We start from the raw sequence: 21,531 nt of genomic DNA, 5'->3' as shown, positions 1-21,531 counted from the left end.
ACATGGCTGACTCGACTCTCGCTCTCGACGTCCTCGGCACCGACGGCAAGAAGACCGGCACGGTCGAGCTTCCCGCTTCGGTGTTCGACGTCAAGACGAACATCCCGCTGATCCACCAGGTCGTCGTCGCGCAGCTCGCGGCGGCTCGCCAGGGCACCCACTCGACCAAGCGTCGCGGTGAGGTCTCGGGCGCCGGCCGCAAGCCCTTCAAGCAGAAGGGCACGGGCAACGCCCGCCAGGGCTCGATCCGTGCGCCGCACATGACCGGCGGTGGCATCGTCCACGGTCCGAAGCCGCGCGACTACTCGCAGCGCACCCCCAAGAAGATGATCGCCGCCGCCCTCGCGGGCGTGCTCAGCGACCGCTTCCGCGGCGGCCGCCTGCACGTCGTCGACGCGTTCGGAACCGAGAAGCCCTCGACGAAGGCCGCTGCGCAGTTCATCGCGCAGGTCACCTCGTCGAAGAAGGTCCTCGTCGTGCTCGACCGCACGGACGACTTCGGCTGGCTGAGCGTGCGCAACCTGCGCAACGTCCACGTCCTGGCCGCTGACCAGCTCAACGCCTACGACGTGGTCACCTCCGACGACGTCGTGTTCACGAAGGCCGCGATCGACGCGTTCATCGCGCAGAAGACCGGCGCCACCCAGGAGGTCTCGGCATGACCGCTCTCAACAAGGACCCGCGCGACGTCATCATCGCGCCGGTCGTCTCGGAGAAGAGCTACGGCCTGATCGACGAGGGCAAGTACACGTTCATCGTGGACCCCCGCTCGAACAAGTCGGAGATCAAGCTCGCGATCGAGAAGATCTTCGACGTGAAGGTCGCCTCGGTGAACACGATCAACCGCGTCGGCAAGGCACGCCGCACCCGCTTCGGCACGGGCAAGCGCAAGGACACCAAGCGCGCCATCGTGACCCTCAAGTCGGGCACCATCGACATCTTCACGGCTGTCGCCTGAGACGGCCAGGAGGAATAGAGAGAAATGGCTATTCGCAACTACAAGCCCACGACCCCGGGTCGCCGCGGCTCGTCGGTGGCTGACTTCGCAGAGATCACGCGCTCGACGCCCGAGAAGTCGCTGCTCCGCCCGCTCGCCAAGACGGGTGGCCGCAACAACCAGGGCCGCATCACGACGCGTCACATCGGCGGTGGCCACAAGCGCCAGTACCGTGTGATCGACTTCCGTCGCAACGACAAGGACGGGATCAACGCGAAGGTCGCTCACATCGAGTACGACCCCAACCGCACCGCGCGCATCGCGCTCCTGCACTACTTCGACGGCGAGAAGCGCTACATCCTCGCGCCGGAGAAGCTCCGTCAGGGCGACATCGTCGAGTCGGGCTCCGGCGCCGACATCAAGCCCGGCAACAACCTGCCGCTGCGCAACATCCCCACCGGTACGGTCATCCACGCGATCGAGCTCCGCCCCGGCGGCGGCGCGAAGCTGGCCCGTTCGGCGGGCGCCTCGGTGCGCCTCGTCGCCAAGGACGGCCCCTACGCGCAGCTCCGTCTGCCCTCGGGCGAGGTCCGCAACGTCGACGCACGCTGCCGCGCCACCATCGGCGAGGTCGGCAACGCCGAGCAGTCCAACATCAACTGGGGCAAGGCCGGCCGCAAGCGCTGGAAGGGCGTCCGCCCGACCGTCCGCGGTGTCGCGATGAACCCGGTCGACCACCCGCACGGTGGTGGTGAGGGCAAGACCTCCGGTGGTCGCAACCCCGTCACGCCGTGGGGTCAGCCTGAGGGCCGCACCCGTCACGCGAACAAGGAAAGCGACAAGCTCATCGTTCGTCGTCGTAACGCCGGCAAGAAGCGCAAGTAGGAGTCAAGAAGATGCCACGCAGTCTGAAGAAGGGCCCCTTCGTCGACGAGCACCTGCTTCGCAAGGTTGTCTCGCAGAACGAGGCGGGTACCAAGAACGTCATCAAGACCTGGTCGCGCCGTTCGATGATCATCCCCGCCATGCTGGGACACACCATCGCCGTGCACGACGGTCGCAAGCACATCCCCGTGTTCGTGACCGAGACCATGGTCGGCCACAAGCTGGGCGAGTTCGCGCCCACCCGCACCTTCCGCGGTCACGTGAAGGACGACAAGAAGGGCCGTCGCCGCTAAGGCGACCGAGAGGAGAGAGAAATGGTGGAGTCCATCGCACGTGTGCGACACATCCGCGTGACCCCTCAGAAGGCTCGTCGTGTCGTGGCCCTCATCAAGGGCAAGCAGGCCCAGGAGGCTCTCGCGATCCTCAAGTTCGCGCAGCAGTCCGCCTCGGAGCCCATCTACAAGCTCGTCGAGTCGGCGATCGCCAACGCGCAGGTCAAGGCCGGCAACGCCGGTGAGTACCTCAACGAGCAGGACCTGTACGTGAAGAACGCCTTCGTGGACGAGGGGACGACGCTCAAGCGCTTCCAGCCCCGTGCACAGGGCCGCGCGTTCCAGATCAAGAAGCGCACGAGCCACATCACGGTCGTGCTCTCGACCCCGGAGGTCGCCGAGGCGGCCGCTGCGGGCAACAAGAAGGCGAGCAAGTAATGGGACAGAAGGTAAACCCGTACGGCTTCCGCCTCGGCATCACCACGGACCACGTCTCGCGCTGGTTCTCTGACTCGACCAAGCCGGGTCAGCGGTACGCCGACTACGTGGCCGAGGACATCAAGATCCGTCAGCTGCTCACCACGTCGCTCGACCGCGCCGGTGTGAGCAACATCGAGATCGAGCGCACCCGCGACCGCGTGCGCGTCGACATCCACACCGCGCGTCCGGGCATCGTCATCGGCCGCCGCGGTGCGGAGGCCGAGCGCATCCGCGGTGAGCTCGAGAAGCTCACGGGCAAGCAGATCCAGCTGAACATCCTCGAGGTGAAGAACCCCGAGGCCGACGCTCAGCTCGTCGCGCAGGGTGTCGCCGAGCAGCTCAGCGCCCGCGTGGCCTTCCGCCGCGCGATGCGCAAGGGCCTGCAGGGTGCGCAGCGCGCCGGCGCCAAGGGCGTCCGGATCCAGGTCTCGGGCCGTCTCGGCGGCGCCGAGATGAGCCGCTCGGAGTTCTACCGCGAGGGCCGTGTGCCGCTGCACACGCTCCGCGCGAACATCGACTACGGCTTCTACGAGGCGAAGACCACCTTCGGCCGCATCGGCGTGAAGGTCTGGATCTACAAGGGCGACCTCACCAACAAGGAACTCGCGCGTGAAGAGGCTTCGCGTAAGCCCTCCTCGCAGCGCGACCGTGGCGGCCGTCGTGGCCCGCGTCGCAACGACGCCGAGGCAGCGCCGGTCGCGGAAGGAGCGTCGGCGTAATGCTCATCCCCCGCAAGGTCAAGTACCGCAAGCAGCACCACCCCAAGCGCGACGGCCAGGCCACGGGTGGCACGAAGGTCAGCTTCGGCGACTTCGGCATCCAGGCGCTCACGCCCGCGTACGTGACGAACCGTCAGATCGAGGCAGCTCGTATCGCCATGACGCGTCACATCAAGCGTGGCGGAAAGGTGTGGATCAACATCTACCCCGACCGTCCGCTCACGAAGAAGCCCGCCGAGACCCGAATGGGCTCCGGTAAGGGCTCGCCCGAGTGGTGGGTCGCAAACGTCAAGCCGGGTCGCGTCCTCTTCGAGGTCGCCGGTGTTAACGAGCAGCTCGCCCGTGAGGCACTGACCCGAGCAATCCACAAGCTGCCTCTCAAGGCACGCATCATCAAGCGCGAGGAGGGCGACGCGTAATGGCGATCGGCACCAAGGAGCTCGCCCCCAAGGAGCTCGACACGTTCGAAGACCAGCGCCTCGTCGAGGAGCTGCGCAAGGCCAAGGAAGAGCTGTTCAACCTGCGCTTCCAGTCGGCCACCGGCCAGCTGGAGAGCCACGGCCGCATCCGTGCGGTCAAGCGCGACATCGCGCGTCTCTACACCGTGATCCGCGAGCGCGAGCTCGGGATCCGGGCGACGCCGGCTCCGGTCGAGACGAAGGCCAAGAAGACCAAGGCGAAGAAGGCGGACAAGGCGGAGACGCCGGCTGCCGCCGAGGGAGAGGCTGAGTGATGGCCACCGAGAACAAGACCGAGGAGACCGCCGAGCGCGGCTACCGCAAGTCCGTCCGCGGCTACGTCGTGAGCGACAAGATGGACAAGACGATCGTCGTCGAGGTCGAGGACCGCGTGAAGCACCCCCTCTACGGCAAGGTCATCCGTCGCACGAAGAAGCTCAAGGCGCACGACGAGCAGAACACCGCCGGCATCGGCGACCTCGTGGTCATCAACGAGACCCGCCCGCTGAGCGCCACCAAGCGCTGGCGCCTGGTCGAGATCCTCGAGAAGGCCAAGTAAGCCCTCCGGGGCTCGCTTGGAACCAAGGAGTAAGAAGTGATTCAGAACGAATCCCGCCTCAAGGTCGCTGACAACACCGGCGCCAAGGAGCTGCTCACCATCCGCGTGCTCGGCGGCTCGAACCGCCGCTACGCGGGTCTCGGTGACACGATCGTCGCCACCGTCAAGGACGCGATCCCCGGCGGCAACGTGAAGAAGGGCGACGTGGTCAAGGCCGTCGTCGTCCGCACTGTCAAGGAGACGCGCCGTCCCGACGGCTCGTACATCAAGTTCGACGAGAACGCCGCCGTCATCCTGAAGAACGACGGGGAGCCCCGCGGCACCCGCATCTTCGGGCCCGTCGGCCGCGAGCTTCGTGACCGCAAGTTCATGAAGATCGTCTCGCTCGCACCGGAGGTGCTGTAACTCATGGCGAAGATCAAGAAGGGCGACCTCGTCCAGGTGATCTCCGGCGCCAAGCCCGAGCGCGGTGGAGACCGCGGCAAGCAGGGCAAGGTGCTCGAGGTCGTGGACGGCGGCAACCGCGTCGTCGTCGAGGGCGTCAACTACATCACGAAGCACAACCGCGTCGGCCAGACGCAGCGCGGCACGAAGACCGGCGGCATCGAGACCCTCGAGGCCCCCATCCACGTGTCCAACGTCGCGCTCGTCGACCCCGAGACCAAGAAGCCGACCCGCGTCGGGTTCCGTCTCGAGGAGCAGGTCAAGGACGGCGTCAAGAAGACTGTTCGCGTGCGCTACGCGAAGAAGTCGGGTAAGGACATCTGAGAATGAGCACGGATACCGCTGCGCAGACTGGCAAAATCCAGCCGCGTATGAAGCAGGTCTACCGGGACGAGATCCGTCAGAAGCTGCAGGACGAGTTCGGCTACGCGAACCCGATGCAGGTTCCCGGCCTCGTCAAGGTGGTCGTGAACACGGGTGTCGGCGAGGCCGCTCGCGACAGCAAGGTCATCGAGGGCGCGGTCGCAGACCTCACCGCCATCACCGGCCAGAAGCCTGTCGTCACCAAGGCGAAGAAGTCGATCGCTCAGTTCAAGCTGCGCGAGGGCCAGGCCATCGGCGCGCACGTCACCCTCCGCGGTGACCGCGCGTGGGAGTTCCTGGACCGTCTCATCTCGCTCGCCCTGCCCCGCATCCGCGACTTCCGCGGCCTGTCGCCGAAGCAGTTCGACGGCAACGGGAACTACACCTTCGGTGTCACGGAGCAGTCGATCTTCCACGAGATCGACCAGGACAAGATCGACCGCGTCCGCGGCTTCGACATCACCATCGTGACGACCGCGAAGACGGATGACGAGGGTCGCGCGTTCCTGCGCCACCTGGGATTCCCCTTCGTGGGCAAGAACGAGCAGGCCTGATACACTAGGGCGTTTGCTTCATGCGTTTCGCCCCCGCGGCCGCGCCGCGGGGGCGTCTCGTGTGAAGGCACACAATCGAGCATCGCAGGTCATCGAAGGTCGTCTGTCGTGTAACGGCAGCCGAAACCTCATGAACAAAGGAATCGTCATATGACAATGACAGACCCGGTCGCAGACATGCTGACCCGTCTGCGCAACGCGAACTCGGCGCACCACGACTCCGTGTCGCTGCCGTCGAGCAAGCTGAAGACGCACATCGCCGACATCCTCAAGCAGGAGGGCTACATCTCGGCGTGGGAGGAGACCGACGCGCGCGTCGGCAAGACCCTCACGCTGACCCTCAAGTACGGCCCGAACCGCGAGCGCTCCATTGCGGGCATCAAGCGCGTCTCGAAGCCCGGTCTCCGCGTGTACGCGAAGTCGACCGAGCTCCCGCGCGTGCTCGGCGGACTCGGCGTCGCCATCCTGTCCACCTCCAGCGGTCTCCTCACCGACCGCCAGGCCGAGCAGAAGGGCGTGGGCGGAGAAGTTCTCGCCTACGTGTGGTGATCGAACCATGTCGCGTATCGGACGTCTTCCCATCGACATCCCCGCCGGCGTCACCGTGACGGTCGACGGGTCGCAGGTTGCGGTCAAGGGCCCCAAGGGCGAGCTCGCCCTCGAGGTCGCGAAGCCCATCGAGGTCAAGGTCGAGGAGAACCAGGTTCTCGTCACCCGCCCCGACGACGAGCGTGAGTCGCGTGCCCTGCACGGCCTCACCCGCACCCTCATCTCCAACAACATCATCGGCGTGACCCAGGGCTACACCAAGGGCCTCGAGGTCGTCGGCACGGGTTACCGCGTCGCCCAGAAGGGCTCGTCCGTCGAGTTCGCTCTCGGCTTCTCGCACCCGGTCGTCGTCGAGCCGCCGGCCGGCATCACGTTCACGGTCGAGGGCAACAACAAGCTCACCGTCAGCGGCATCGACAAGCAGGCCGTCGGCGAGGTGGCTGCCAACATCCGCAAGATCCGCAAGCCCGAGCCGTACAAGGGCAAGGGTGTGCGCTACGCCGGCGAGGTCGTGCGTCGCAAGGCCGGAAAGGCTGGTAAGTAATCATGGCTGTGAAGTCGAAGTCCGTCGCGCGCTCGCGTCGCCACACTCGCCTTCGCAAGAAGGTCGTGGGCACCGAGGCGCGCCCCCGTCTCGTCGTCAACCGCTCTGCGCGCCACGTGTTCGTGCAGCTCGTCGACGACAGCAAGGGCATCACGCTCTTCAGCGCGTCGACGCTCGAGACCGACCTCCGTTCGTTCGAGGGTGACAAGACCGCCAAGGCCCGCAAGGTCGGCGAGCTCGTCGCCGAGCGCGCGAAGGCCGCCGGCATCAACGACGTCGTGTTCGACCGTGGAGGCAACCGCTACGCCGGTCGTGTCGCCGCGATCGCGGATGGCGCCCGTGAGGGAGGCCTGAACCTGTGAGTGAGAACAAGGAGACCGAAGTGACCACCGAAGCCGCTGCTCAGGCAGCGCCCGAGCAGACCGAGGAGCGCCGCGAGCGCGAGCCTCGCCGCGGCGGTCGCGAGCAGCGCGGCAACAGCCGTGACCGCAACAGCCGCGGCAACGACAGCCAGTTCCTCGAGCGCGTCGTCACGATCAACCGCGTGTCGAAGGTCGTCAAGGGCGGTCGTCGCTTCAGCTTCACCGCGCTCGTCGTCGTCGGCGACGGCAGCGGTGTGGTCGGCGTCGGCTACGGCAAGGCCCGCGAGGTGCCCCTGGCCATCTCGAAGGGCGTCGAGGACGCGAAGCGCAACTTCTTCCGCGTTCCCCGCGTCGGCAGCACCATCCCGCACCCCGTGCAGGGTGAGGCGGCCGCCGGTGTCGTCCTCCTCCGTCCGGCCGCTGCCGGTACCGGTGTCATCGCGGGCGGCCCCGTCCGCGCCGTCCTCGAGTGCGCGGGCATCCACGACGTGCTCTCGAAGTCGCTCGGCTCGTCGAACACGATCAACATCGTGCACGCGACCGTCGAGGCGCTGAAGCAGCTCGAGGAGCCCCGTGCGGTCGCCGCGCGTCGCGGTCTCGACTTCGACCAGGTGGCTCCGGCTCGTCTCGTGCGCGCGGAGGCCGAGGCCGCCGCTACCGCAAAGGCAGGTGCGTGATGGCTGCGCGTCTCAAGGTGACCCAGATCAAGTCCAAGGTGAGCGAGAAGCAGAACCAGCGCGACACGCTGCGCAGCCTCGGCCTCAAGCGGATCGGCGACTCGGTCGTCCGTCCCGACGACGCTCAGACGCGCGGCTACGTCCGCACCGTCGCTCACCTCGTGAACGTTGAGGAGATCGACTGATGGCTGAGACCAACGAGCAGCGCCCCGGCGTGCTGAAGGCCCACCACCTCCGTCCCGTCCCGGGTGCCAACACCGCGAAGACCCGCAAGGGCCGTGGTGAGGGCTCGAAGGGCAAGACGGCCGGTCGTGGCACCAAGGGCACGAAGGCCCGCAACACCGTGCGCGTCGGCTTCGAGGGTGGGCAGATGCCGCTGCACATGCGCACCCCGAAGCTCCGCGGCTTCAAGAACCCGTTCCGCGTCGAGTACCAGGTCGTGAACCTGGACAAGCTCGCGGAGCTCTACCCCCAGGGTGGCGACGTGACCGTCGCCGACCTCGTCGCCAAGGGCGCCGTTCGCAAGAACGAGAAGGTCAAGCTCCTGGGCAACGGCGACATCTCGGTCGCGCTCAACGTGTCGGTGGACAAGGTCTCCGGCTCGGCTGAGCAGAAGATCGTCGCCGCCGGCGGCAGCATCAAGTAACACCCCGCGAAAGGGCCGGAGGCGAGAGCCTCCGGCCCTTTCCGTTACTCTGGACATCGGTGCGCCTTCTCTTCGCGGCCCACCACTCCATTCCACTGGGAGGCTCTTCCTTGTTCAGCGCTATCGCGCGGATCATCCGCACGCCCGATCTGCGGCGGAAGATCGGCTTCACGCTCGGGATCATCGCCGTGTACCGCTTCGGCGCGCACATCCCCGCACCGTTCGTCAACTTCCCGAACGTGCAGAGCTGCATCGATCAGACGTCGGGCACGCAGGGCCTGCTCTCCCTCGTCAACCTCTTCTCCGGTGGCGCGCTCCTGCAGCTGTCGATCTTCGCGCTGGGCGTCATGCCCTACATCACCGCGACGATCATCACGCAGCTGCTGCGCGTGGTCATCCCGCACTTCGAGACCCTCTACAAGGAGGGCCAGGCGGGCCAGGCCAAGCTCACGCAGTACACGCGCTACCTGACGATCGCGCTCGCGCTCCTGCAGTCGACCACGCTCATCACCGTCGCGCGCAGCGGCCAGCTGTTCGGGGTCACCGGCGTCCCCGAGTGCGAGAACGTGCTGACCAACGACGCCTGGTGGGCGCAGCTGCTCGTCATCATCACGATGACCGCCGGCACCGGCCTCATCATGTGGTTCGCCGAGCTCGTCACCGAGCGCGGCGTGGGCAACGGCATGTCGCTGCTCATCTTCACGTCGATCGCCGCGACCTTCCCGGCCGCGATGTGGGCCATCTGGCAGGCGAACGGCTTCGAGATCTTCCTCCTCGTGCTCGCGGTCGGCATCGTCGTCGTCGCGGCCGTGGTGTTCGTCGAGCAGTCGCAGCGGCGCATCCCGGTGCAGTACGCGAAGCGGATGGTCGGACGCCGCACGTACGGCGGCACGAACACGTACATCCCGATCAAGGTCAACATGGCGGGCGTCGTGCCGGTCATCTTCGCCTCGTCGCTGCTGTACATCCCGTCGCTCGTCGCGCAGTTCAACTCCACGCCCGACGCCGAGGGCAACCTGCCCGGCTGGGTCACGTGGATCAACAGCTACCTGACGACAGGCGACCACCCGCTGTACATGCTGGTGTACTTCCTGCTCATCATCGGGTTCACCTACTTCTACGTCGCGATCACGTTCAACCCCGTCGAGGTCGCCGACAACATGAAGAAGTACGGCGGCTTCATCCCCGGGATCCGGGCCGGCCGCCCCACCGCCGAGTACCTCGACTACGTGCTCACGCGCATCACGCTCCCGGGCTCGCTGTACCTCGGCCTCATCGCTCTCATCCCGCTCATCGCCCTCGCGACGGTCGGCGCCAACCAGAACTTCCCGTTCGGGGGCGCGTCGATCCTCATCATCGTCGGCGTGGGACTCGAGACCGTGAAGCAGATCGACGCGCAGCTCCAGCAGCGCCACTACGAAGGACTCCTCCGATGACAGCCCGTCTCCTCATCGTCGGCCCCCAGGGCTCCGGCAAGGGCACGCAGGGCGTGCTCGTCGCCGAGGCGTTCGGCATCCCCGTGGTGTCGACCGGCGACATCTTCCGCGCCAACATCAAGCAGGGCACCGAGCTCGGCCTCAAGGTGAAGGCGATCACCGACGCCGGCGACCTCGTGCCCGACGAGGTCACGAGCGAGATCGTGCGCGACCGCCTCTCGCAGGACGACGCCCAGGGCGGCTTCCTGCTCGACGGCTACCCGCGCAACACGACGCAGGTCGGCCACCTCGACGCGTTCCTCGCGGAGCGCGGCGAGAACCTCGACGCCGTGATCCTCCTCGACGTCCCGCGCGACGAGTCCATCGCGCGCATCGCGAAGCGCGCCGAGGAGCAGGGCCGCAGCGACGACACGGAGGAGGCGATCGCGAAGCGCCTCGACATCTACGAGTCGGAGACCGCGCCCATCGTCGACGTGTACGCCGAGCGCGGCATCGTCGACCGCATCGACGGCGTCGGCACGCTCGACGAGATCACGGCGCGCATCTTCGCCGCCCTCGAGGCCCGCGGCCTCGTGCGCGTGGCTGCCTGAGCGCGTGTTCCGCCGCTCGCCCTACAAGAACGCCGCGCAGCTGCGGGCGATGATCGAGCCCGGACTGATCACGGCCGCCTCCCTCGAGGAGGTGCGCCGGATCATCCGCCCGGGCATCACGACCGCCGAGCTCGACGCCGCCGCCCACCGCGTCATCGTCGAGCGCGGTGCGCGCTCGAACTTCCAGCTCGTCCGCGGGTACCGCCACACGACGTGCATCTCGGTCAACGAGCAGGTCGTCCACGGGATCCCGGGTGAGCGCGTGCTCGAGCCCGGCGACATCGTGTCGATCGACAGCGGCGCCGAGACGAAGGACGGATGGAACGGCGACTCCGCCATCACGATCGTCGTGCCCGGGGGAGATGCGGATGTCGTCGCGCGCCGCGAGGAGCTCTCTCGCGTGACCGAGGGCTCGATGTGGGCGGGGATCGCCGCCCTCGCCTCCGCGGCGCACCTCGGCGAGGTGGGCGCAGCCATCCAGGACCACATCGAGGCGAACCCGCTCTCGTGGACGGGGCAGCCCGCCGGCATCCTGCGCGACTACGTCGGCCACGGCATCGGCCGCAAGATGCACGAGGCGCCCTCGATCTTCAACTACCGCACGAGCGACCGCGGCGCGGATGTACGCCCCGGGCTCACCGTGTGCATCGAGCCGATGATGACCTCCGGATCGGAGGAGGTCTTCGTCGAGGACGACGACTGGACCGTGTCGACCGTCGACGGCAGCGACGGCTCCCACTGGGAGCACAGCGTCGCCGTGCATGATGACGGCATCTGGGTCCTCACAGCGCCCGACGGCGGAGCCGCTGCTCTCGCCGCGTTCGGCGTGACCCCTCACCCCATCGCCTGACACCCCGGAGAAGAACTGACGTGATGATGGCAGCCCCTGGCAAGAAGACGAACTGGTTCGCGATCATCATCTCGCTGGTCGTCGTGGTCGCCGTCGTCGGCGTCGGCGCGCTCGTCGTGACGATGAACAACGCCGCGACCGCTCCCGCCGAGGCGCCCGCCGCGGGCGTCGTCAACGAGGAGACCGGGGGAGTGAGCCTCGGCGACGGGCCGAACGTCATCGAGGAGTACGTCGACTTCATGTGCCCCTTCTGCGGGGACTACTGGGCGGGCTACAGCGACTACGTGAGCGAGAAGGTGAAGTCGGGCGACGTCACGCTCGTCATCCACCCCATCTCGATCCTCGACAACGCGTCGATGGGCACGAAGTACTCCACGCGCGCCGCGAGCGCCGCGTACTGCGTCGCCGAGACGAACCCCGACGCGTTCTACGCCTACGTCGACCGCCTCTTCGAGAAGCAGCCGGCGGAGTCGACCGAGGGCCTCACGAACGACCAGCTCGTCGAGTACGCGTCGCAGGTCGGCGCGGGCGACGCCGCGTCGTGCATCCAGGGCGAGGAGTACGCCGACTATGTCGCCGAGCGCACGCCTGAGACGCCGCTCGCGGAGGGCGCCACCGGCATCTCGACGCCGACGATCGTCGTCAACGGCGAGGTCGTCTCGCTCACGCTCCAGGGCCCCGAGACCGACCTCGAGCCGCTCCTCACGAAGTAGCAGGGGTGCGCAGGGCGCGACACGCCGAGTTGCCGACACGCCCGACGTGACCTAACATAGATCTTTGGTGCCTTGCGCCTCATCTCGGCGTGTCGTCTCGACGAACCCGGCATCACCATCCAACCACCGCAGACCGACCGGTCTGCAGCTACGCGAGCGAGGATATGGCGAAGAAAGACGGAGTCATCGAGTCCGAGGGGACCATCGTCGAGGCGCTGCCGAACGCGATGTTCCGTGTCGAGCTCGACAAGCCCGCTGGGCACAAGGTGCTCGCAACGATCTCCGGGAAGATGCGGCAGAACTACATCCGCATCATCCCCGAAGACCGTGTGGTCGTGGAGCTGAGCCCCTACGACCTGACGCGCGGCCGCATCGTCTACCGCTACCGCTGACCGGTCGAGAAGTAACGACCGGCGGCCGTCGCGCGCGACGACGCCGGTACGAAGACAGCGAACAGGAAGCATCATGAAGGTCAACCCCAGCGTCAAGCCGATCTGCGACCACTGCAAGGTGATCCGCCGTCACGGCCGCGTCATGGTCATCTGCAAGAGCAACCCGCGCCACAAGCAGCGCCAGGGCTGATGCGGCGCGGCTCAATGCGACGAAGGAGCGTTGAGTCGTGACGGATCAGTCGCAGAGACCCACAACTGAATTCAGGCAGGATCAGAACCCGCTCGGCGGGGGACACCTCGGGGCGGAGGCCCGGGCACCGATCCTGCTCCACACCTCCACAATCATCAGGAGAACCGCATGGCACGTCTTGCCGGCGTCGACATCCCGCGCGACAAGCGCGTGGTGATCGCACTCACGTACATCTACGGCGTTGGCCGTACCCGCTCGAACGAGATCCTCGCCGCCACCGGTGTCAGCCCCGACATCCGCGTGAAGGACCTCTCCGACGACCAGCTCGTCGCGCTGCGCGACTACATCGAGGGCAACTACAAGGTTGAGGGTGACCTCCGCCGCGAGGTCGCCGCCGACATCCGCCGCAAGGTCGAGATCGGCTCCTACGAGGGTCTCCGCCACCGTCGTGGTCTCCCGGTCCGCGGTCAGCGCACGAAGACCAACGCGCGTACGCGCAAGGGTCCCAAGCGCACCGTCGCCGGTAAGAAGAAGGCCCGCTAAGGCGCGCGGATAGGTTTAGGAGAAAACCATGGCTGCACCGAAGACTGCCGCGCGCAAGCCGCGCCGCAAGGAGAAGAAGAACATCGCGCTGGGCCAGGCCCACATCAAGTCGACGTTCAACAACACGATCGTCTCGATCACCGACCCGTCCGGCGCCGTGATCAGCTGGGCCTCGTCGGGTGGCGTGGGCTTCAAGGGCTCGCGCAAGTCGACGCCGTTCGCCGCCGGCCTCGCCGCCGAGTCGGCTGCGCGTCAGGCGCAGGAGCACGGCGTCAAGAAGGTCGACGTGTTCGTGAAGGGTCCGGGCTCGGGCCGCGAGACCGCGATCCGCTCGCTCCAGGCCGCCGGCCTCGAGGTCGGCTCGATCCAGGACGTGACGCCGCAGGCTCACAACGGCTGCCGTCCGCCGAAGCGTCGCCGCGTCTGAGAACGTCTTCGCCGGGGTGCTCGTTCGAGCACCCCGGCGCATTCGCCGTTCAACGCCCGGCGCGAGCTGGGTCCCGAGTACAACTCAAGACCTCTCATCATCGCAAGTGTCATATAGCGGGCACTTGATCGAAAGGAACACATAGTGCTCATCGCACAGCGTCCGACCCTCACCGAGGAGAAGATCTCCGAGTTCCGCAGCCGGTTCGTCATCGAGCCCCTGGAGCCCGGCTTCGGCTACACGATCGGCAACGCGCTCCGTCGCAGCCTCCTCTCGTCGATCCCCGGCGCGGCTGTCACGAGCATCCGCATCGACGGCGTGCTGCACGAGTTCAGCACGATCCCCGGCGTGAAGGAGGATGTCACCGAGATCATCCTCAACATCAAGCAGCTGGTCGTCTCGAGCGAGCGCGACGAGCCCATCACCGCGTACCTGCGCAAGACGGGTGCCGGCGAGGTCACGGCCGCAGACATCTCGGCTCCGGCCGGCGTCGAGGTCCACAACCCCGAGCTCGTCATCGCGACGCTCAACTCGGACGCCAAGTTCGAGCTCGAGCTCACGATCGAGCGCGGCCGCGGCTACGTGTCGGCGACGCAGAACCGCAACGAGTACGCAGAGGCGGGTCAGATCCCCGTCGACTCGATCTACTCGCCCGTCTACAAGGTCAGCTACCGCGTCGACGCCACCCGTGCCGGTGAGCGCACCGACTTCGACAAGCTGATCCTGGACGTCGAGACGAAGGCGTCGATCGCGCCCCGCGACGCCGTCGCGTCGGCCGGCCGCACGCTGGTCGAGCTGTTCGGCCTCGCCCGCGAGCTGAACGTCGAGGCCGAGGGCATCGAGATCGGCCCCGCGCCGGTCGAGACCGTCCTCTCGAACGAGCTGTCGATGCCCATCGAGGACCTCGACCTGTCGGTCCGCTCGTACAACTGCCTCAAGCGCGAGGGGATCAACACGGTCAGCGAGCTCGTCGCCCTCTCGGAGACGCAGCTCATGAACATCCGCAACTTCGGTCAGAAGTCGGTCGACGAGGTGCGCGACAAGCTCGTCTCGCTCGGTCTGTCGCTGAAGGACTCGGTGCCCGGCTTCGATGGCACCGGCTTCTACAGCGGCTACGACGAAGAGTCCCTCTGACCCGACTTCCTGTCCTGATACTGGAGTAACAAGAAATGCCCAAGCCCACGAAGGGTGCCCGCCTCGGCGGCGGCCCGGCCCACGAGCGCCTGCTTCTCGCGAACCTCGCAGCGGCTCTGTTCACCCACAAGTCGATCAAGACCACGGAGACGAAGGCGAAGCGCCTCCGCCCCCTGGCTGAGCGCCTCATCACCAAGGCCAAGCGCGGCGACCTCCACGCGCGCCGCACCGTGCTCTCGGTGATCGGTGACAAGGAAGTCGTGCACGTCCTGTTCAACGAGATCGCTCCGCTCGTCGCGGACCGCGAGGGTGGCTACACGCGCATCACCAAGGTCGGCAACCGCAAGGGCGACAACGCTCCCATGGCCGTGATCGAGCTCGTCCTCGAGCCCGTCACGCCGAAGGCGAAGAAGTCCACGTCGAAGCCCGCCGCGCCGGCTGAGCCCGCCGCTCCCGTCGCCGACGCGAACGAGGACGAGGCCGCCGAGCCCGCCGAGGTCGAAGAGGCCGGCGTCGCCGCGGAGGACACCGCCGGCGAGGCTCTCGTCGACAACGAGGCATCGGACGAGGAGGCGGCCGAGGAGGCCGACGCTCCCGAGGCCGAGTCGAAGTAAGCACTTCGCGACCGCGCAGCGCCCCGCACCGGATGGTGCGGGGCGCTTCGCTGTGTCCGGGCGGGGGATGGCCCCGGGCCGGTGCGAGGGGCGGGCTCCCGTCGCCCGCAGCCCCTGCCTCCTCCCGGCCACACCACCCGCCCCCGGCGCGACGGCGCGTAGGCTCGGAGGGTGACTGAAGCGCCCCGCATGAACGTCGAGTCGTTCAACCTCGACCACCGCATCGTGTCCGCGCCGTACGTGCGCCTCGCCGACCGCAAGCAGCTGCCGGCGGGCGACGTCATCGTGAAGTACGACGTCCGCTTCGCGCAGCCGAACGTCGCGCATCTCGAGATGCCTACCATCCACTCGATCGAGCACCTCTTCGCCGAGAAGAGCCGCAATCACTCGGATCGCGTGATCGACTTCTCGCCGATGGGGTGCCAGACCGGCTTCTACCTCATCCTGCAGGGCGAGCCCGCCTACGAGGAGGTCCTCGCGCTCGTCGAGGCGACTCTCCGAGACATCCTCGAGGCGACCGAGGTGCCCGCCGCGAACGAGACGCAATGCGGATGGGGTGCGAACCACACCCTCGAGGGCGCCCAGAGCGCCGTCCGCGACTTCCTCGCGCAGCGCGACGCGTGGGCGACCGTCTTCGCGCCGGGCGCGAGCGCATGACGACCGTCGTCGTCCAGGTCGCGATGGACGAGGAGGCGCAGCCCTTCCTCGACGCGGCCAGCGAGGTGAGCGAGCCGGTCCGCATCGCGCGCGCCGAGCACCGCGGCGTCGTGGTCGACGGCCGCACGTTCGTGCTCGTGCGATCGGGCATCGGCATGGTCAACGCGGCGGATGCCGCGGTCGGCGCCCTGCATAGGTACGGCGACGACGTGCTCCTCGTCTCGGCCGGGTCGGCCGGTGGCCTCGCCGCCGACGTCGAGGTCGGGGACGTGTTCGTCGGGATGGACTACGTCAACGTCGAAGCGGATGCCCGTGCATTCGGCTACGAGGCGGGCCAGGTCCCGGGGATGCCCGCGAGCTACGCACCTGACCCGCTCGCCGTCGCGGCTCTCACCGCATCGGCACCGGACGGCGTGCGCGTGCGCGGCGGCGGCATCGGCTCGGGGGAGAAGTTCGTCACGGTCGAGATCGCACACCGTCTCCGCGAGGTCTTCCCGGGCATCCACGTCGTGGACATGGAGACCGCGGCCATCGCGCAGACGGCCTTCAATCACGGAGTCCGCTTCGTGTCGGTGCGTGCGATCAGCGACCTCTGCGCCCCCGACGGCACCGAGTTCCTCACACACGTCGATGACGCCGCAGAGCGGTCGGCGAAGGCGGTGCTCGCGGCGCTGCCGCAGCTCGTCGGCTAGGCGCCCATCCGTCTGGGTCGCAGTTGTCGTCCCTATTGGCGGTTTCTGGGACGGTTTTCGCGACCTGGGCTGGGCGCCATCTGTTCGGGTCGCAGTTGTCGTCCGTTTTGGCGGTTTCTGGGACGGTTTTCGCGACCTGGGCGCCAACAGCTGGGCGCCATCTGTTCGGGTCGCAGTTGTCGTCCCTTTCGGCGGTTTCTGGGACGGTTTTCGCGACCTGGGCGCTAACAGCTGGGCACCATCCGTCTGGGTCGCAGTTGCCGTCCCTATCGAGGGTTTTGGGGACGGTTTTCGCGACCTGGGCTGGGCGCCATCCGTCGGGTCGCAGTTGTCGTCCGTATCGGCGGTCTCTGGGACGGTTTTCGCGACCTGGGCGGTGGGGCGCCGCGGCGGGGTGGGGCGGCGGTGCGGCCGGGTGGTGCGTGTCCCTGGCGGTGCCGCGGCCCTGGATGGACGTCGCCGGCTCCCGGCCGCGAAAGAGCGCCCGCCGCTCCCCGATATCCTGAACCGATGCGGCGCATCCGGCTCGACATCGCGTACGACGGCACGAACTTCCGAGGATGGGCCCGGCAGCCGGGGCTCCGCACCGTCCAGGGCACGCTCGAGGCGGCGCTCACGCGGATCGCGAGCTCGCCCGTGCAGCTCGTGGTCGCAGGGCGCACCGACGCCGGCGTGCACGCGACCGGGCAGGTCGCCCACGCCGACATCGACGACGTGCAGTGGGAGCGGATGACGCAGCGTCGTCGCAACGCCCCCGAGGTCGACGACCCGATGGAGCCGGTCGCGCGTCGCCTCATGGGCGTGCTCGGCCAGTACTCCGATGTCGCCGTGAACCGCGTGTCGACCGCGCCCGAGGGATTCGACGCGCGCTTCTCCGCGACGTGGCGCCGCTACGCGTATCGCATCGCCGACCAGGTCGTCGGCTACGACCCCATGGAGCGCCACCGCACGACGACCGTCCGCGCGGAGCTCGACGTCGCCGCGATGGACGAGGCCGCGCGCGGACTCGTCGGACTCTGGGACTTCGCGGCGTACTGCAAGCCGCGGCCCGAGGCCACGACCATCCGCACGCTCCTCGAGTTCGACTGGCGCCGTGACGACGACGGCGTGCTCGTCGCGAACGTCCGCGCCGACGCGTTCTGCCACTCGATGGTGCGCGCGCTCGTCGGCGCGTGCGTCGCTGTGGGGGAGGGCAAGCTCACCGCCGAGCACCTCCGCATCATCCGCGACGGACTCGAGCGCACGAACGAGTTCAAGGTGCTCGCCGCGCGCGGCCTCACGCTCACCGAGGTCGGCTATCCGGCCGACGACCAGCTCGCGCAGCGGGCGGAGCAGACGCGCAACCGGCGCGACGCCGACGAGGTCGGCGGCTGACGCGCGAGCGGATGGCGGGCGAGCGGATGGCGGCCGGCTCGCGTCCAGGACACGCGCGCGCAACCCATAGCCTCCGCACGTTCGGCGGGCATACCGTGGGCGGCATGAGAGTCATCTCGTACAACCTCCGCAAGCACGCCGCGGCCGCGGAGCTCGAGCACCTGGTCGATCGGTGGGAGGCGAACGTCCTCTGCCTGCAGGAGGCCGACACGACCGACCTCCCCGAGCACGTCGCGGGCCTCCGACTCGCGAAGGCGACCGAGCGGAACCGGCTCGGCCTCGCGCTCTACTACCGCGAGAACATGTTCCGCCTCGAGGACGTCGTCGTGCTCTCGCTCAAGCGCTCGCTGCACGACATCCTCCTGAAGCCCGCCCACGAGCGACTCCTCGGAGCGCGGATGTTCGACATCGATGCCGGGCGTGAGGTGATCTTCGCGTCGTTCCATGCGGCTCCGCTCACCGCACTCAACTCGCTCCGGCGTCACCAGATCCGCTCGGCGCTGGGTGCGCTCCAGCGCCTGGGTCCGGGCCTCCCGACGCTCATGGTGGGCGACTACAACTACCCCGTCTTCAAGGAGCGGCTGCACGAGCGGATCAAGGGCCACGGCTACGACCTGACCCTGAGCGACGCCCGCACCTACACGCGGTATCGGTTCTTCCGGGGGCACTACGACTTCGCGACGTCCGCCGGGCTGACGATCGACGACATCACGACGCTGCCGCAGGGCGCGAGCGATCACCTGCCCATCCTCGTCAGCGCGAGCTATCGCTGACGACCGCTTTTGGCCATCCGCACCCTCATCGGTTAGGATTGCTCTTTGGTGCCCGTCTCGGGCGCCGCGAACGTGAGCCCTCCACCGCAGGTGATGGCCGGCATCGACCGGTCAAACCGCCCGGAGCGGGATTCACGAACGTCTCCGTTCGAACAGAAAGCAGCACTACTGTGACGCGCACTTACAGCCCGAAGGCCGGTGAAGCCCAGCGCGAGTGGCTCGTGATCGACGCCACCGACGTCGTTCTCGGCCGCCTGGCCTCGCACGCCGCCGCCCTCCTCCGCGGCAAGCACAAGGCGACCTTCGCTCCCCACATGGACATGGGCGACTTCGTCATCATCGTGAACGCCGACAAGGTCGCGCTCACCGGTCAGAAGCTCCAGCAGAAGAAGGCCTACCGTCACTCGGGCTTCCCGGGCGGCCTCAAGTCGGTCACCTACGCCGAGCTCCTCGAGAAGAACCCGGTTCGCGCTGTCGAGAAGGCAGTCCGCGGCATGCTCCCCAAGAACACCCTTGGTCGCGAGCAGCTCGCCAAGCTGAAGGTGTACGCCGGTGCCGAGCACCCGCACGCCGCTCAGCAGCCCAAGACGTACACCCTCGACCAGGTCGCCCAGTAAGCGGCGTTTAAGGACTTCATCGTGGCGAACGAAATCGAAAACGACATCCAGAACTACTCGACTGAGACGCCGGCGAACGACGTCGTCGTGGCCGAGCGCCCCGTCGTGAGCGTCCCCGGTGCTGCCGTGGGTCGTCGCAAGCAGGCCATCGCCCGCGTGCGCATCATCCCCGGCTCGGGCTCCTTCACGGTCAACGGCCGCACCCTCGAGGACTATTTCCCGAACAAGCTGCACCAGCAGCTCATCACGGACCCCTTCACGGTGCTCAACCTCAACGGCGCCTACGACGTGATCGCCCGCATCAACGGCGGCGGCCCCTCGGGCCAGGCCGGCGCGCTGCGTCTCGCGATCGCCCGTGCCCTCAACGAGGTCGACCGCGAGAACAACCGCCCGACCCTCAAGAAGGCCGGCTTCCTCACGCGCGACGCTCGCGTCATCGAGCGCAAGAAGGCCGGTCTCAAGAAGGCCCGCAAGGCTTCGCAGTTCTCGAAGCGCTGAGGCAGACACACTCCATGCCGCTTTTCGGCACGGACGGCGTGCGAGGGCTTGCCAACGGCACCCTCACCGCCGACCTGGCTCTCTCCCTGGCCCAGGCGACCGCGGTCGTCCTGGGCCAGGGGCGTTCCGCGGAGGCGCGCCGAGCCGCGGGCAAGCGCACCACGGCCGTCATCGGCCGCGACCCCCGCATCTCGGGCGAGTTCCTCAGCGCTGCCGTCGCGGCGGGTCTCGCGGCATCCGGCGTCGACGTCTACGACGCCGGCGTCATCCCGACGCCCGCGCTCGCCTTCCTCATCGCCGACCGCGATGCCGACTTCGGCGTCATGGTCTCGGCATCGCACAACCCCGCGCCCGACAACGGCATCAAGATCTTCGCGCGCGGCGGCGTGAAGCTGCCCGACGTCGTCGAGCAGCGGATCGAGAGCTACCTCACGCGCGACAAGCTGCTGCCGACCGGCGGCGAGGTCGGCCGCATCCGGCGCTTCTCCGACGCCGAGGACCGCTACCTCCTGCACCTGCTCGGCTCTCTTCCCGCGCGCCTCGACGGCATCCGCGTCGTGCTCGACTGCGCCCACGGCGCGGCCGCCGGCGTCTCGCCCGAGGTGTTCCGCGACGCAGGCGCCCAGGTCACCGTCATCGGCGCCGACCCCGATGGGCTCAACATCAACGACGGCGTCGGATCGACGCACATCGACAAGCTCGCCGAGGCCGTCGTCGCGCACGGCGCCGACGTCGGCATCGCGCACGACGGCGACGCCGACCGCTGCCTCGCCGTGACCGCCGACGGCACGCCCGTCGACGGAGACCAGATCATGGCCATCCTCGCCGCCTCGATGCAGGAGCGCGGCATGCTCGCGCAGGACACGCTCGTCGCGACCGTGATGAGCAACCTCGGCCTGCACGTCGCGATGCGCGAGCGGGGGATCACGGTCAAGACGACCGCCGTCGGCGACCGCTATGTGCTCGAGGAGATGAACGCCGGCGGATACTCCCTCGGCGGCGAGCAGTCGGGCCATGTCATCATGAGCGACTTCGCGACGACGGGCGATGGCGTGCTCACGGGCCTGCACATCGTGGCCGAGATGGCACGTCAGGGCAAGAGCCTGGCCGAGCTCGCGGCGATCATGACGGTCTACCCGCAGGTGCTCGTCAACGTGAAGGGCGTCGACAAGACGCGCGTCGACGACGAGGTCGTGCAGGACGTCGTCCGCACGGTCGAGGCCGAGCTCGGCGACACCGGCCGCGTGCTCCTGCGCGCATCGGGTACGGAGTCGCTCGTCCGCGTGATGGTCGAGGCAGCCGACGGCGCCTCGGCCCAGCGTCACGCCGACGCGATCGCCGACGTCGTCCGGGAGCGGCTCGCGCTCTGACGCGCGGCCGTTCCCGGCGCGCGGGCCTGCCGGGGTCATCGGTCGGGGCGCTTGACGGGGCGGGTTTGCCGGGGCGGGTTTGACGCGAGCCGGGTTCGCTGCGGCGCGCTTGACGCGAGCCGGGGCCATCCGCGGGTTTGCCCTCCGCGCTCTCTGGGCGGATGGCCGCGGCCGCCGAATCGTCGGACGTACGGTCGTCTCTCTATCCTGGA

Annotated in this window: 35 protein-coding genes; all 35 read left to right on the top strand. The window is 68.0% G+C overall.

Going from position 1 to position 21,531, the window contains the following annotated elements; translation table 11 throughout:
- Positions 1 to 2: 2 nt before the first annotated feature.
- The 35 genes from rplD (at position 3) to glmM (ending at position 21,319) form a co-directional block, all read left to right on the top strand.
- Entirely contained in the window at positions 3 to 662 is a 660-nt protein-coding gene (rplD, locus tag PKE79_RS04110) for a 50S ribosomal protein L4 (RefSeq protein WP_271172386.1), read from the top strand.
- Positions 659 to 958, top strand: coding sequence for a 50S ribosomal protein L23 (gene rplW, locus PKE79_RS04105; RefSeq protein WP_271172385.1), 300 nt, complete (start codon positions 659 to 661; stop codon positions 956 to 958). Before rplD ends, rplW begins: the two co-directional genes overlap by 4 nt.
- Before the next feature lie 24 nt (positions 959 to 982).
- Entirely contained in the window at positions 983 to 1,822 is an 840-nt protein-coding gene (rplB, locus tag PKE79_RS04100; RefSeq protein ID WP_271172384.1) for a 50S ribosomal protein L2, read from the top strand.
- A gap of 11 nt (positions 1,823 to 1,833) precedes the next feature.
- Positions 1,834 to 2,115: a 30S ribosomal protein S19 gene (gene rpsS / locus PKE79_RS04095; RefSeq protein WP_147911206.1), complete on the top strand. Its 282-nt coding sequence runs from the start codon at positions 1,834 to 1,836 to the stop codon at positions 2,113 to 2,115.
- Positions 2,116 to 2,136: 21 nt separating this feature from the next.
- Positions 2,137 to 2,532, top strand: a complete 396-nt coding sequence (gene rplV / locus PKE79_RS04090) for a 50S ribosomal protein L22 (protein WP_271172383.1) — start codon at positions 2,137 to 2,139, stop codon at positions 2,530 to 2,532.
- Positions 2,532 to 3,293, top strand: coding sequence for a 30S ribosomal protein S3 (rpsC, locus tag PKE79_RS04085; protein WP_271172382.1), 762 nt, complete (start codon positions 2,532 to 2,534; stop codon positions 3,291 to 3,293). The genes rplV and rpsC overlap by 1 nt, the downstream gene beginning before the upstream one ends.
- Positions 3,293 to 3,712 (top strand): 50S ribosomal protein L16, encoded by a 420-nt coding sequence (gene rplP, locus PKE79_RS04080; RefSeq protein WP_271172381.1) that lies wholly within the window; start codon positions 3,293 to 3,295, stop codon positions 3,710 to 3,712. Before rpsC ends, rplP begins: the two co-directional genes overlap by 1 nt.
- Positions 3,712 to 4,026, top strand: coding sequence for a 50S ribosomal protein L29 (gene rpmC, locus PKE79_RS04075; RefSeq protein ID WP_271172380.1), 315 nt, complete (start codon positions 3,712 to 3,714; stop codon positions 4,024 to 4,026). The genes rplP and rpmC overlap by 1 nt, the downstream gene beginning before the upstream one ends.
- The gene (gene rpsQ, locus PKE79_RS04070) at positions 4,026 to 4,310 is read left to right on the top strand and encodes a 30S ribosomal protein S17 (protein ID WP_271172379.1); all 285 of its coding nucleotides are present in this window, start codon (positions 4,026 to 4,028) and stop codon (positions 4,308 to 4,310) included. Before rpmC ends, rpsQ begins: the two co-directional genes overlap by 1 nt.
- A 36-nt stretch (positions 4,311 to 4,346) precedes the next feature.
- Positions 4,347 to 4,715, top strand: a complete 369-nt coding sequence (gene rplN / locus PKE79_RS04065) for a 50S ribosomal protein L14 (RefSeq protein WP_271172378.1) — start codon at positions 4,347 to 4,349, stop codon at positions 4,713 to 4,715.
- A 3-nt stretch (positions 4,716 to 4,718) separates the two neighbouring features.
- On the top strand, positions 4,719 to 5,078 hold the full coding sequence (gene rplX, locus PKE79_RS04060) for a 50S ribosomal protein L24 (protein ID WP_271172377.1): 360 nt from the start codon (positions 4,719 to 4,721) through the stop codon (positions 5,076 to 5,078).
- 2 nt (positions 5,079 to 5,080) lie between these two features.
- Complete coding sequence (rplE, locus tag PKE79_RS04055; protein ID WP_271172376.1) at positions 5,081 to 5,671, top strand: 50S ribosomal protein L5; 591 nt, start codon at positions 5,081 to 5,083, stop codon at positions 5,669 to 5,671.
- A gap of 150 nt (positions 5,672 to 5,821) precedes the next feature.
- Positions 5,822 to 6,220, top strand: coding sequence for a 30S ribosomal protein S8 (rpsH, locus tag PKE79_RS04050; protein ID WP_271172375.1), 399 nt, complete (start codon positions 5,822 to 5,824; stop codon positions 6,218 to 6,220).
- A gap of 7 nt (positions 6,221 to 6,227) precedes the next feature.
- Entirely contained in the window at positions 6,228 to 6,764 is a 537-nt protein-coding gene (gene rplF, locus PKE79_RS04045; RefSeq protein ID WP_271172374.1) for a 50S ribosomal protein L6, read from the top strand.
- Positions 6,765 to 6,766: 2 nt separating this feature from the next.
- The gene (rplR, locus tag PKE79_RS04040; RefSeq protein ID WP_271172373.1) at positions 6,767 to 7,126 is read left to right on the top strand and encodes a 50S ribosomal protein L18; all 360 of its coding nucleotides are present in this window, start codon (positions 6,767 to 6,769) and stop codon (positions 7,124 to 7,126) included.
- The gene (gene rpsE / locus PKE79_RS04035; protein WP_374727720.1) at positions 7,123 to 7,803 is read left to right on the top strand and encodes a 30S ribosomal protein S5; all 681 of its coding nucleotides are present in this window, start codon (positions 7,123 to 7,125) and stop codon (positions 7,801 to 7,803) included. Before rplR ends, rpsE begins: the two co-directional genes overlap by 4 nt.
- The gene (rpmD, locus tag PKE79_RS04030; protein WP_271172371.1) at positions 7,803 to 7,988 is read left to right on the top strand and encodes a 50S ribosomal protein L30; all 186 of its coding nucleotides are present in this window, start codon (positions 7,803 to 7,805) and stop codon (positions 7,986 to 7,988) included. Before rpsE ends, rpmD begins: the two co-directional genes overlap by 1 nt.
- A complete protein-coding gene (rplO, locus tag PKE79_RS04025) occupies positions 7,988 to 8,449 on the top strand; it encodes a 50S ribosomal protein L15 (RefSeq protein ID WP_271172370.1) in 462 nt (153 codons plus the stop codon). Before rpmD ends, rplO begins: the two co-directional genes overlap by 1 nt.
- Positions 8,450 to 8,559: 110 nt before the next feature.
- Positions 8,560 to 9,885, top strand: coding sequence for a preprotein translocase subunit SecY (secY, locus tag PKE79_RS04020; RefSeq protein WP_271172369.1), 1,326 nt, complete (start codon positions 8,560 to 8,562; stop codon positions 9,883 to 9,885).
- Entirely contained in the window at positions 9,882 to 10,475 is a 594-nt protein-coding gene (locus PKE79_RS04015) for an adenylate kinase (protein WP_271172368.1), read from the top strand. Before secY ends, PKE79_RS04015 begins: the two co-directional genes overlap by 4 nt.
- Before the next feature lie 4 nt (positions 10,476 to 10,479).
- Entirely contained in the window at positions 10,480 to 11,325 is an 846-nt protein-coding gene (map, locus tag PKE79_RS04010) for a type I methionyl aminopeptidase (protein WP_271172367.1), read from the top strand.
- A 23-nt stretch (positions 11,326 to 11,348) separates the two neighbouring features.
- Complete coding sequence (locus tag PKE79_RS04005; protein WP_271172366.1) at positions 11,349 to 12,038, top strand: DsbA family protein; 690 nt, start codon at positions 11,349 to 11,351, stop codon at positions 12,036 to 12,038.
- Positions 12,039 to 12,202: 164 nt separating this feature from the next.
- Positions 12,203 to 12,430 (top strand): translation initiation factor IF-1, encoded by a 228-nt coding sequence (gene infA, locus PKE79_RS04000; RefSeq protein WP_156242004.1) that lies wholly within the window; start codon positions 12,203 to 12,205, stop codon positions 12,428 to 12,430.
- Positions 12,431 to 12,503: 73 nt separating this feature from the next.
- On the top strand, positions 12,504 to 12,620 hold the full coding sequence (gene rpmJ / locus PKE79_RS03995) for a 50S ribosomal protein L36 (protein WP_005050492.1): 117 nt from the start codon (positions 12,504 to 12,506) through the stop codon (positions 12,618 to 12,620).
- A gap of 168 nt (positions 12,621 to 12,788) precedes the next feature.
- Complete coding sequence (rpsM, locus tag PKE79_RS03990; RefSeq protein ID WP_271172365.1) at positions 12,789 to 13,163, top strand: 30S ribosomal protein S13; 375 nt, start codon at positions 12,789 to 12,791, stop codon at positions 13,161 to 13,163.
- A 28-nt stretch (positions 13,164 to 13,191) separates the two neighbouring features.
- Positions 13,192 to 13,590, top strand: coding sequence for a 30S ribosomal protein S11 (rpsK, locus tag PKE79_RS03985; protein ID WP_271172364.1), 399 nt, complete (start codon positions 13,192 to 13,194; stop codon positions 13,588 to 13,590).
- Positions 13,591 to 13,734: 144 nt separating this feature from the next.
- Entirely contained in the window at positions 13,735 to 14,724 is a 990-nt protein-coding gene (locus PKE79_RS03980) for a DNA-directed RNA polymerase subunit alpha (protein ID WP_271172363.1), read from the top strand.
- Between the two features lie 35 nt (positions 14,725 to 14,759).
- Entirely contained in the window at positions 14,760 to 15,338 is a 579-nt protein-coding gene (gene rplQ, locus PKE79_RS03975; protein WP_271172362.1) for a 50S ribosomal protein L17, read from the top strand.
- Between the two features lie 189 nt (positions 15,339 to 15,527).
- On the top strand, positions 15,528 to 15,995 hold the full coding sequence (locus PKE79_RS03970) for an S-ribosylhomocysteine lyase (protein ID WP_271172439.1): 468 nt from the start codon (positions 15,528 to 15,530) through the stop codon (positions 15,993 to 15,995).
- The gene (mtnN, locus tag PKE79_RS03965; protein ID WP_271172361.1) at positions 15,992 to 16,687 is read left to right on the top strand and encodes a 5'-methylthioadenosine/S-adenosylhomocysteine nucleosidase; all 696 of its coding nucleotides are present in this window, start codon (positions 15,992 to 15,994) and stop codon (positions 16,685 to 16,687) included. Before PKE79_RS03970 ends, mtnN begins: the two co-directional genes overlap by 4 nt.
- A gap of 510 nt (positions 16,688 to 17,197) precedes the next feature.
- The gene (locus PKE79_RS03960) at positions 17,198 to 18,061 is read left to right on the top strand and encodes a tRNA pseudouridine synthase A (RefSeq protein ID WP_271172360.1); all 864 of its coding nucleotides are present in this window, start codon (positions 17,198 to 17,200) and stop codon (positions 18,059 to 18,061) included.
- Positions 18,062 to 18,165: 104 nt separating this feature from the next.
- On the top strand, positions 18,166 to 18,834 hold the full coding sequence (locus tag PKE79_RS03955) for an endonuclease/exonuclease/phosphatase family protein (protein WP_271172359.1): 669 nt from the start codon (positions 18,166 to 18,168) through the stop codon (positions 18,832 to 18,834).
- A 170-nt stretch (positions 18,835 to 19,004) separates the two neighbouring features.
- Positions 19,005 to 19,451, top strand: coding sequence for a 50S ribosomal protein L13 (gene rplM / locus PKE79_RS03950; RefSeq protein WP_271172358.1), 447 nt, complete (start codon positions 19,005 to 19,007; stop codon positions 19,449 to 19,451).
- 33 nt (positions 19,452 to 19,484) lie between these two features.
- Positions 19,485 to 19,949, top strand: coding sequence for a 30S ribosomal protein S9 (gene rpsI, locus PKE79_RS03945; RefSeq protein ID WP_374727767.1), 465 nt, complete (start codon positions 19,485 to 19,487; stop codon positions 19,947 to 19,949).
- A gap of 14 nt (positions 19,950 to 19,963) precedes the next feature.
- On the top strand, positions 19,964 to 21,319 hold the full coding sequence (glmM, locus tag PKE79_RS03940; RefSeq protein ID WP_271172356.1) for a phosphoglucosamine mutase: 1,356 nt from the start codon (positions 19,964 to 19,966) through the stop codon (positions 21,317 to 21,319).
- Positions 21,320 to 21,531: the final 212 nt, after the last annotated feature.

The organism is Microbacterium barkeri (genome assembly GCF_027921765.1).
Taxonomy (GTDB): domain Bacteria; phylum Actinomycetota; class Actinomycetes; order Actinomycetales; family Microbacteriaceae; genus Microbacterium; species Microbacterium barkeri.
The sequence above is the reverse complement of the archived record's forward strand: the minus strand, read 5'-3'. Positions and strand labels throughout refer to the sequence as shown.